The 9,779-nt window shown below is 72.6% G+C and carries 11 protein-coding genes; 1 reads left to right on the top strand and 10 read right to left on the bottom strand.

What is annotated here, in order from left to right; translation table 11 throughout:
* Window positions 1-4: 4 nt before the first annotated feature.
* Genes AB0C29_RS02340 through AB0C29_RS02380 form a run of 9 tightly spaced genes read right to left on the bottom strand, consistent with a single transcriptional unit; the run spans window position 5 to window position 8,495 of the window.
* Complete coding sequence (locus AB0C29_RS02340; RefSeq protein ID WP_360814155.1) at window positions 5-1,384, bottom strand: DUF4407 domain-containing protein; 1,380 nt, start codon at window positions 1,382-1,384, stop codon at window positions 5-7.
* The gene (locus tag AB0C29_RS02345; RefSeq protein ID WP_360814157.1) at window positions 1,381-2,850 is read right to left on the bottom strand and encodes a hypothetical protein; all 1,470 of its coding nucleotides are present in this window, start codon (window positions 2,848-2,850) and stop codon (window positions 1,381-1,383) included. Before AB0C29_RS02345 ends, AB0C29_RS02340 begins: the two co-directional genes overlap by 4 nt.
* Window positions 2,847-3,353 carry a hypothetical protein gene (locus AB0C29_RS02350; protein WP_360814159.1) on the bottom strand — a complete coding sequence of 169 codons (507 nt, stop codon included), beginning with the start codon at window positions 3,351-3,353 and terminating at the stop codon, window positions 2,847-2,849. The genes AB0C29_RS02345 and AB0C29_RS02350 overlap by 4 nt, the downstream gene beginning before the upstream one ends.
* Window positions 3,350-4,033, bottom strand: coding sequence for a protein DA1 (locus tag AB0C29_RS02355; RefSeq protein WP_360814161.1), 684 nt, complete (start codon window positions 4,031-4,033; stop codon window positions 3,350-3,352). The genes AB0C29_RS02350 and AB0C29_RS02355 overlap by 4 nt, the downstream gene beginning before the upstream one ends.
* Window positions 4,014-5,015 carry a hypothetical protein gene (locus AB0C29_RS02360; RefSeq protein WP_360814163.1) on the bottom strand — a complete coding sequence of 334 codons (1,002 nt, stop codon included), beginning with the start codon at window positions 5,013-5,015 and terminating at the stop codon, window positions 4,014-4,016. Before AB0C29_RS02360 ends, AB0C29_RS02355 begins: the two co-directional genes overlap by 20 nt.
* Window positions 5,012-5,989, bottom strand: a complete 978-nt coding sequence (locus AB0C29_RS02365) for a protein phosphatase 2C domain-containing protein (RefSeq protein ID WP_360814165.1) — start codon at window positions 5,987-5,989, stop codon at window positions 5,012-5,014. The genes AB0C29_RS02360 and AB0C29_RS02365 overlap by 4 nt, the downstream gene beginning before the upstream one ends.
* A 2-nt stretch (window positions 5,990-5,991) precedes the next feature.
* Window positions 5,992-6,699, bottom strand: a complete 708-nt coding sequence (locus AB0C29_RS02370) for a VWA domain-containing protein (protein WP_360814167.1) — start codon at window positions 6,697-6,699, stop codon at window positions 5,992-5,994.
* A gap of 25 nt (window positions 6,700-6,724) precedes the next feature.
* Complete coding sequence (locus AB0C29_RS02375; protein WP_360814169.1) at window positions 6,725-7,051, bottom strand: hypothetical protein; 327 nt, start codon at window positions 7,049-7,051, stop codon at window positions 6,725-6,727.
* Window positions 7,052-7,064: 13 nt separating this feature from the next.
* The gene (locus AB0C29_RS02380) at window positions 7,065-8,495 is read right to left on the bottom strand and encodes a hypothetical protein (RefSeq protein ID WP_360814171.1); all 1,431 of its coding nucleotides are present in this window, start codon (window positions 8,493-8,495) and stop codon (window positions 7,065-7,067) included.
* 104 nt (window positions 8,496-8,599) lie between these two features.
* On the opposite strand from AB0C29_RS02380, the gene AB0C29_RS02385 reads away from it, so the two are divergent.
* Window positions 8,600-8,989 carry a hypothetical protein gene (locus AB0C29_RS02385; protein ID WP_360814172.1) on the top strand — a complete coding sequence of 130 codons (390 nt, stop codon included), beginning with the start codon at window positions 8,600-8,602 and terminating at the stop codon, window positions 8,987-8,989.
* 173 nt (window positions 8,990-9,162) lie between these two features.
* Here the strand turns inward: AB0C29_RS02385 and AB0C29_RS02390 are convergent, their stop codons facing one another.
* A complete protein-coding gene (locus tag AB0C29_RS02390; protein WP_360814174.1) occupies window positions 9,163-9,465 on the bottom strand; it encodes a hypothetical protein in 303 nt (100 codons plus the stop codon).
* Window positions 9,466-9,779 lie beyond the last annotated feature (314 nt).

The following is a 9,779-nucleotide window of genomic DNA, read 5'->3' on the forward strand; positions in this document are numbered from 1 at the left end:
TTCGCTACGGGATGGTCGGCACCGAATAGCCGTTCGGCGAGCGGGGGGCCGGGGCGGGGGCCGGGTTGACGAACGGCCCGCTCTGGCCCGCGCCGAGCACCAGGGTGTCGTCGTCGTCAGCCGGCATCACGAACTGCATCGGGTTCTGGTGGGCGGCCTTGAGCTGCTGGTGGCGCCACTCCTGCAGGACCGTCTGGGCGACCTCGCGTTGCACGTCCACGATCTCCTGCACGAAGGCGTCGATCGAGGCGGTCTCCGCGGTGCGGCGGGCCTGGTTCTCGTACAGGGCCAGGTCCTGGCCGCCCTGCAGGTCGTCGGCGGCCACGTCGTGGAAGGCCTCGTCCTTGCGCTCGCGCAGCCGGTCGTAGACGCTCGGGCTGCCGATGCTCAGCAGGATCTTGAACAGCACCGGCAGCACCTCGAAGGCGGTCAGGAACAGGATCAGCACCAGGTGGGCCGTGCCCAGCGTCGCGTTCGCGTCGGTCAGCCGGCTCATCGCGGTCATCCGGGCCAGCAGGCCCTCGTTGTTGCGTTCGGAGGCGGCGAACTCCGCCTGGGCGGCGTCGCGCGCGTCGATGGACTTCGCGAGCTCGGCCCGGGTGGCCTCCAGGTCCGTGCGGACCTGACCGAGGCTTCCGGTACGCGTACCGCGCGCGGCCGCCTCGGCCTGGGTGACCGCCTCGGCCCGGTCGGCCCGTTCCCGCTTGAGCCGGTTCTCGTTGGCTTTCTTGAGCTGGTACGACTTGCCCTGTCCGGCCTTGCCGGTGCCGCACTTGCCGTCGTTCTCGCAGATGACCTGGTCCACTGCTTCCTGGTATGCCTTGTCGGCCGCGGCGTAGTCGGCGCGCGCCTTGGCGACAGCCGGGTTGCCGCTGACGTCGCCGCCCTTGTCCAGATCGGCCTGCATGGCCGCCACCGACTCGGTGAGCTGGGGGATGCGGGCGAACCGCTCGTCGGTGGCCAGCTTGCGGGCGAAGGTGTCCTGGGCCTCACGCTGCATGACCTGGAGTTCGGCGTTGATCTCGTCCTGGAAGATGCGCAGCGTCAGCGGGGTCGACACGACCAGGCCGATCAGGACGCCGAGCAGCACCCGCGGCGCGGCGAGCATCAGGTTCTGCCCGATGGTCGCGCGGCGCTGGGTGCCCGAGATGAGCCAGCGGTCCAGGTTCATGATCGCCACACCCCAGGCCAGGGCGAGCACCACGCAGACGATCAGCGGCAGCCGCATCGCCATGTGCAGGGCGAAGCCACAGGACAGCGCGCCCAGCATCGAGGTGGTGAGCACGGCGCCGCCGAGGCCGAGGTACTTGACGCGCTCACCGTACGGGCAGCTCCGGAGGATCTCGGGATCCGCGCCGGACAGCCAGATCAAGGGTGAGTTCATGGGTTGGGCCTTTCGATTTTGAAGCGGTCGGTGTTCCGTGGGCGCCGGAACGACGGGAAGCGTGGTGGTGCGGAGCCGGCGAACCGCGGCGCGGCCGCGGGCAGCCGGGCGGCGACGGGATCCGGCAGGGCGGGCCGCTCGGCCAGCGGGATCGCCGAGGGCGGCCGGGCCGGCGGCGGTACGGGCGCACGGAAAGTCGCGTCCCCGGGCTCGCCCGCACCCGACCGCAACGACAGCGGGAAGCGCACCCGCACCGCGCCGAGCTGGGGCACCCGCAGCACCTCGATCCGCACGGTGCGGGCCTCGGCCACGCCGAACGGGCCGACGGCGTGCAGCACCACGGGACGAGGGCGGTCGATCGGCACCGCGACGCTGCCGTTGGCCGGTCCCGCGTCCCGGCCGTCGAGCAGAATCCGGTGCGCGAACCGCGTACGCCAGGAGACGGTGACGCTCTCGCCGCTCAGCACGTAACCGCGGTCCACCCGCAACTCGTCGATGACCGGGTCGCCGATCCACCGGCCGAGGGTGTGCACCCAAACGCCCGCCGCGGGCCGGGCGGTGCCGTCCTGCCAGCCCTGCTGAAAGGTCCGCGCGAAGAGGTCGTGCACCTCGGCGGGCAGGAGCCGCAGTGCGGCGGCATAGCGGTGCGCGAACGCCGCCGAGCCGGCCAGGTGATGCTCCGGCCAGGTCCGGTTGCGCAGATAGCCGCCGATCACTCCCGGGCTCAGGTCCGGCAGGAAGTGGTACGGATGGTGCCCGGTCAGCACCTCGTGCAGGGCCACCGCCAGCGACCAGCGATCGGCGGCGGCGGTGGCGGCCTCGGGGTGCTCACCGACGCCGTCGTACAGCTCGGGTGCGAGGTAGCCGGCGGCCGCCCCGACGGCCAGCGGCAGGTGGCCCGCGTCCGACGCCATCGTCGCGGATTCCACCTCGGTGATCCGTACCCGGCGGTCGGCGACGTGCAGCAGCAGGGTGGACGCGTCCAGCCCGCCGTGCACCGCGCCGAGGCCGGCCAGGTCACCGGCCGCGGCGGCCAGCGCGTACGCCAGCTCGAAGCGGGTACGCATCGGCTCCGCCGCGAGCAGGCCGGAGGTCAGCGCCTCGTGCAGCGGCAGATAGCCCTCGGCGTACGGATCCGGGGCGAGCACCGCGTGGGTGCCGGGCCGGCCGGGCAGGTCCACCGTGCCGTGCCACACCGCGGCCGCCGCCAGCCCGTCCGGCAGCGGGTGGGTGAACGAGGCCAGCCGCCGGCAGAGCTCGGCGGTGTGGGCGGCGTGCCGGTCTCCGAGCACCGGGAAGCCCAGCAGCAGCCCGGAAACCGGCCGGCCGTCCACGCTCAGGACCTGGTATCCGTACGTGCCGACGCCGCCCGGCCGGGGGCGGAAGCCGAGCGTGGCACCGACCATCGGCAGACCGGGGCCGGCGCTGGTCCGGACCGTGCGGACGTTCACCGTCCGGGTGCTCATCGCAGCAGCACCGTGTGCCGCCGCCGGGAACGCAGCTCGGCGAGCCGGGCCCACCACTCGTCGGCGAGCTCGGCGGGATCGTCCACTGCGGACAGCAGGACGCGCAGGTCGTCGGGGCAGACCACGTGGGCACCGGGGGCGACGAGAGCGAGCACGTCGACCGCGCCGGGCAGCCCGTCGGGGGTGTGGGCGAGGAACTGCTCGGCCAGATCGGCGAGTGCCACGGTGGCGCCGTCCGGGCGGGCCGCGGTGGGGCAGGCCACCCACAGGTCCCACGGTGGCGGGGTGCCGACCGGGATGACGCGTACCAGGTCGGAGCCGTAGACCACGGCCGCGAAGCCGTGGTCGTCACCGCCGGGTGCGGCGTCGACCCGGGCGATGGTCTGCGCGATCGCGTCGCCGACGAGCCGGCGTCCGCCCGGGTCGTCGCAGTAGCCGGCGTCCACGGTGAAGACGACCAGGCGATGGGCCGCGCGGGGCCGGGGTGGCCGGGCGCCGGTCACGGGAGCCTGCCCTCGGCGCGGACCGTGCGCAGGACCGGCAGGAAACCGTGCCGGCGTACGGCGGCCTTGATCTGCCGGAAGCCGTCGCCGTAGACAGGGTCGGGGTCCTGCGCGATCGCCTCGCGCAGCAGCCGGGCCCGCGGGTCGCGTTGCCGTCCCAGCCAGCCGTCGGAGGCGAACTGGCTCAGCCCCTCGGCGATCGGCGGTGCCACGATGCCGAAGCCGCGCTGGACCATCCACGCGTGCATGCATTCGTGCGCCACCACGGCACCGAACTGCGGTGCGGGCAGGCCGGCGACGATCGCCAGGTCCACGACCTCCGCGTCGATCGACATCGTGCAACCGGTCACGGTGCCGGCCGGCTCTCCGCTCATGGCCACCATCTCGCCCGTGGAGACCAGGCGGACCCGTACCGGGGTGGTCAGGCGCAGGCCGAGCTCGTGCAGGCCGGTACGAATCCGCGGCAGCAACGCCTTCACCCCGTCCTGGGTCACCACCGCGGTACGCGCGCAGCGTGGACAGAGCCCGTCGGCGTCCGCGCCGGGCACCGCACAGGACCGGCAGGACGGGCCGGTGTGCCGGAGGCAGACGCGCTCTCCCATCGGCGTCTCCCACCACGTGTCGCCGAGGGCGGCGTCGCACAGCCGGCACGCGTACGGGTCAGGCGGGGATCCAGCCATGCGGCCCGCGCCTCCATCCGGTCTCGCGCGGCTGCCGGATCGGCACGGCGGCCGGGACCACCGGCATGGCCGCGATGCCGAGCCGGGAGCGCAGGTAGAAGACCCATTCTCGGGCCAGCGGACGCCGGGCCGGGTCGGCGCCGAGGCCCAGCTTCAGCAGCCGCAGACCCTGGGTGTCCAGCACCGCCGACGCGCTGCGCCAGTCCCGGTTGAGCGACGAGCCCTTGCCGGGCACGAGGCAGCGCAGCACGAACAGCGCCAGCTTGTAGCGGTCGGTCGTGAAGCTCTGCCCACCCGAGCGTTCCGGCGGATCCCAGTCGGGGCTGTGCTGCTGCTTGTTGACCGCGGCGCTGCCGTGCACCCGCGCCGCGTCACAGTCGACCAGCAGCACGTCCGGCCGGGGCCGGAGCTGGTAGAGGACATTGCGGGCGGACACATCACCGTAAACGAGGTTGGCGCCGTGCAGGATCGACAGGATGTAGGAGAAACGCTCGCAGATGCGCAGCCGGGTGAGCGGATCGCCGTCGGCCGGCACGTCGACCTCGCGGCGCCGGGCCACCGCCGCCTCGAAGATCAGGTGCTGGACCTCGCGGGGCACCTGGTCGCGGCGGCCGGACGGCAGGGCCATCTGCTCGAAGTAGCCGCGGGGGATCAGCTTCATCAGCACGCCCAGCGGTTCGTCGGCCGGACCGGCGACCGCGCACAGCGGCCACACGGTCATCTCGTCCAGCACGGCCCGGCGCTGGGCGGCCAGGCTGCGCCGGACGTCGACCAGCTTCTCCAGGCCACCCAGCGACGCCCGGACGACGCTCAGGTTGTACTCCTTGAAGACCAGCTCACCCGGCTCGTCCACCAGCTGGAAGTCGTCGAGCCGGTGGATCGTGCCGTTCGCCCCGGAGTTCAGCCGGGTCATCGGGCCCAGCGCCGACACCGGGACCGAACCCCGGCGACGGGTGGCGGCGCCCGGCCCGGCTGGGCTCATCGTGGTTCCTGCGGACTCGCCGGCCAGATCGCCACGACCGTGCGGTCGTCGTCGTAGCTGCGCCGGCCGAAGCCGACCTGGTCGGCGAAGGCCAGCGGGGCCGGCGGCCGCTGCCACCACTCGGCGAGCTGCGCGGCGACCTCGCCGCGGGCCTCGGCGATCGGGTCGCCGGTGCCGTCGGTCATCAGCAGCAGGGTGGACCGGTGGTCCAGCATGTGTTCCTGGTACGGCAACCCGCCGGGGTCCCGGGGCACCTTCGGCAACGCCACGACCCGGGAGCTGCCGACCTCCTCGCCCTCGCCCTTGACGGCGGACAGGCTGGTCCAGGCGCCGTCCGGCGCGATCGCCCAGGCGGGGGAGTCGCCGGTCCACGCCACGTAGACGTGCCGCAGGCCGTGCCGCTGGTGGCCGGTCTCGCAGACCAGGAAAGTGGCGGTCGTCGCCATCGCCGCGGCTACGTCCGTCTCGGTGGGAGCGTCAGCGGCGTACCGCTCTGGGTCGTAACGGCGCAGGCTGCGGGTGCCCTCGGTGAGGATCGTGGCGGCCAGGCCGGTGAAGATCTCGTGCCACGGGAGCTCGGCGGCCTCCGTACCGTGGTCGAGGCGGCGCACGACCTCGCGCGGACCGCGGCGCGCCACGAAGGAGGCCGCCTCGTGGGACAGGTGACCGGCCGAGACGCCGTCGGCGACCACCGCGACCAGCCAGTCCTGGCCGGCCGTGACCGCGAAGCCGTAGGCGTCCTGACGCGGGATGCCGTTCTGGCGGTGCGACAGGCCGCGGACGCTCGCCGCGCGGATCTCCAGGTCACCGACCGAGCCGTGATCGACCGTGGTGTCCGGCGGGTGGGCGGGGTCGGTACGCAGCAGCGGGCGGACCTCGGCGTGGGCCCGGCCGGGATCGCCGATGGTCGCGGGTGGATCGACGACCGCCCGCGGGTCCCGCAGCGCGAGGTCGACGTCGGATTCGATGGTCACGGTCAGCTCAGCCAGTCGTCGTCGACGTCGATGGTCGGCGGGAGCTGGCTCTTGTCCGGCAGGACGAAGCCCGAGTTGCCGTCCACCGCGCTCTGCCCCGAGGACAGCACCGACGAGATCAGGATCTCGGCCATCGCCTTGATCGCCGCGGCCGCGTCCGCGCCCGAGGTCATCGTGTAGAGCTTGCTCTTGCCGGGCGGGTGCACGAGCTGGCGCATCGTTTCCTTGCTGGCATCGGCGACGCCGCAGGGCACGAGCACCGGGTACCACTTGAAACCCTGGCCGGTCTCCTTGTCGTACGTGGTCAGCGCCGCGAAGTCGTTCTGCCAGCCGTCCATCGGCTCGCCGTCGCTGAGGAAGAAGACCGCCGGCCGGTGAACCTTGAAGCCGTCGGCCCGCAACTGACCGATGTCCTGCTGCAACTGACTGCGCAGCAGCCGGAACGCCGCGCCGTAGTCGGTGCCGCCCCGCACGACCAGTTTCGGCAGGTAGTCCTGTCCGCTCATGTCGGACAGCGGCAGGACGACCTGGGCGTCGTCGGAGAAGTCGAGCAGGCCGAAACGGATCTTGTCGGCCAGGATCGGGTTCTTGGCCAGCGCGTCGGCCACCGACGGCAGGATCTCGTTGGCGGCGTCGATGTTGCGGCCGGCCATCGAGTACGAGACGTCGACGACCAGGTAGAACGGCAACAGGATTCCCTGTTCGGACATGACTTCCTCCGGGCTCGGGTGGTGCTCAGGACAGGGTCTGGGCGATCTCGGCGATGCCCTGGGCAGCGCCGACCACGGCACCGACCTCACCGGCGCCGACGGACAGGTCCCGCAGCAGCGCGAGCAGGCGGTCCTTGCGGGGCCGCGGTTCCCCGGCCTCGGCGCGCAGGGCCAGCGCGGCCGCCTTGACCCGTTCGGGCTCGGCCAGCTCGGCGCGGTTGCGGTTGACGACCTCGAACAACGCGGCGATCGCGGCGGTCAGCTGGTCGGCGGGGGTGCCGTACTGGTGCACCGTGCCGTTCGGGCCGATGACCTGGGTGCCGCCGCTGATGTGCTTGATCTCGACGTTCATCTCGGGCTCCTCGCTACGGGATGGCCGCGGGCGCCCACGGCGCCGCGGTGGGCTGACCCGGTACGGCGGCGGACGGCTGCTGCACGACGGTGCCGTTCGCGCCGATCACGGTGTTGCCGTTGGTGATCGAGCCGATGCTGATGCTCTGGTTGACGATGCTGGTCTGCTGCCGGGTGAACTCGGAGGTGTCGATCCCGTGCGCGCTCAGGAAGTCGAAGATCGACTCCAGCATCGCCTGGCGCAGGATGCCCAGGTCACGGTCCTCGTCGGCATACTGGAAGAGGCCGATTCGCTCCGGGCTGGCGGCGTCCTCGCGTAGCCCGCCGCCGGCGCCGTAGTCGTAGATCGGGCTGCGCCGGGCCTGCCTGCGCTGCCGGTTGGCGGCTCGCGCCCGGCGGGCCGTGCCGCGCGCGTCGCGCAGCAGAGCACCGGGGCTGCGCAGCAGCTCCCGCAGCGTGCCGGTCACCGAGCGCAGCACCACCCGCCAGGCCACGTTGCTGGGCAGGTACGCCGCGACGCACAGCTCGGCCCGCAACGGCAGCAGCACGAAGGCGTGATGCTCGACGAACAGGTACGCGGCCGTCCGCTCGACCCGGACGAACACCTCGACGACCAGGTCACCGCCCCAAGAGACCTTGCGCAGACACAGGTACGTGCGGGTGGTCGGCTGCGGCTGGTCGATCCCGGCGCGCAACGCGGCTGAGCTCACGGTCGTCCGCGGGCGGTTCATCGGGTCGGGATGCAGCCCCGGTACGGTGCCCGCCGCGGTGCCGGCCACGAACAGCCGGTTGTGCACGTCCAGCCCCGGAATGCCGGTGCGCCGGGCCGCCAGCGTCAGGTCCTTGTGCAGGTCGGCGGCGGTGAACGGGCGGACGGCCGTGCCCGCCCGGGCGGGCCGGGTGCAGTTGATGTTGAGCTTCCAGCGGGCCAGCAGGGCGCCGGAGCCGACGAACGGCTCCCCGCCGGAGAAGACCACCACGTTCGAGGTCATCACCGAGGCCAGGTACGCCTCCGTCGCCCCGTCCAGCGGCGGCGCCAGGTCCCGGGGCTGGGCCGGATCGTCCCGTACGGCCAGCGCCCGGCGGTATCCGTCGAGGCGATGCACCAGCAGCACCGTGAAACCGGCGATCCAGCCGCCCAGCAGCACCATGATCAGCAGGGGCACCGCCGCCTCGCCGCCGGCCACCAGCACCGGCAGGGCCACGGCCGGCGTGCCTGCCAGCACCGCGGCGAGCAGGCCGTGCTGCCGGCGGTGCCGGGTCACGGCGAGCTCGGCGTGCCGGGCCAGCGCCACCAGGTCCATCCCCGGGCTGGGCCCGAGGGCGTCCAGCGAGTCACCGGTGAGGACGCCGAGCACGTAGCCGGCGAACCCGTCGGAGAGGTGCACGGCCGAGCACAGGTACCGGTCGGCGTACGAACCGGTGCTCGTGGTGGGGGTGGTCATGGGACCGGCACGGAACCCTTCGTCTATGCGTTCGTTAGCTGCAGAGAGAGAACTTAGGGACGCTCTGGCGCAGCTATGGCGCACGAGGATCGGGGGAACGGTTCGTGACGGGGGGCGGGTCGGGGCGGCAGGGGCGCTGCACAGCCGAGCTGCGCCGCCTGCTGGAAGGCCCGTACCGGTACGTCTGGCTGCGGTCGGTGAGCCGCGCGCACGGCGAGCAGATCAACTTCAGCGCGGTGGCCAAGGTGCTGGCCCGGACGGCTGAACTGGACCGCCCGGAGGGCGTGCACCACCGCGAGCTCCGCGACCGGGTGCGCCGCGCGCTGACTCACGACCGCCTGACCAACGACACCCTGGACCTGTTCATCCGGGCGTTCGGGATCCGCACCCCGGACGCCGACCGGCTGTGGATCCTGCTGCTGGAACGGCCGCCGGTGCCGGAACCACGAGCGCCGCAGCACAGCGACCGCGGTGTCGAGATCGACGGCCGCTGACGCAGAAGGCCCCGCCGAGCTGCACAGGGCAGCTCGACGGGGCCTCCGTCGCAGGCGTCAGGGCAGGTTGACGGGGCGCAGCACGCGGTCGATGGCGTGTGCGAGCTGCCGGTTACCGGCGTTGATGTTGAAGACGACGACGCGCGGGTTGCGGTCGTTGGTGTCGGCGTCCTTCAGCCAGACCTGGGCCGGCTGGTGCCGCGGGTGCGGGTGAGCACCTTGACGGGGGAGTTCGGCTTGGCCTTCAGCACGGCCAGCACGGCCGCGGTCAGGATGTCGAAGTCCTTCGAGTTGTGGTCGAAGCCGCTCTTGTCCTTGAGCAGGCGGGTCGTGACTGCTGTTACGACTGATGCTTCGCCGGGGGAGGGCCCGGTGGATGCGGCGGACCGCCTTCCCGGCGGAACAATCCGGCGCCGCCGGTGGTTACGACAGTCAGCGCAGGGGGAAACCGGGCCTGAGAAGGTGATGAAGGCCACGGCTCAGCCGGCCCGCACCTGAGACGATGCTTGTGGCAGTGGCCGGGGCACGCTACCTTTAGCGCAGTCGGGACCTGGACGTAGGCGGCACTACCCGCCCCTGGGAATCCCAAATCGGCCGAGTTTCAGACACCGGCCCCCTGTTTCTTTCTTTCCGGCGCACGGGCTGTCGTCGATCTTCCGCAGCCGCGCCGACGCGTATCCGCGTACCTCAGATGAGGAGTAGTTCATGACAGAGCGTGACGTTCGCTCCGGCGAACGCCGTACCACCAGTGCCCGCCGCCGGCCCGCCGGCACCGGGCCCCGCAACCGCC

It is taken from the genome of Actinoplanes sp. NPDC048791, from assembly GCF_040650095.1.
In the GTDB taxonomy this organism is placed as follows: Bacteria; Actinomycetota; Actinomycetes; order Mycobacteriales; family Micromonosporaceae; genus Actinoplanes.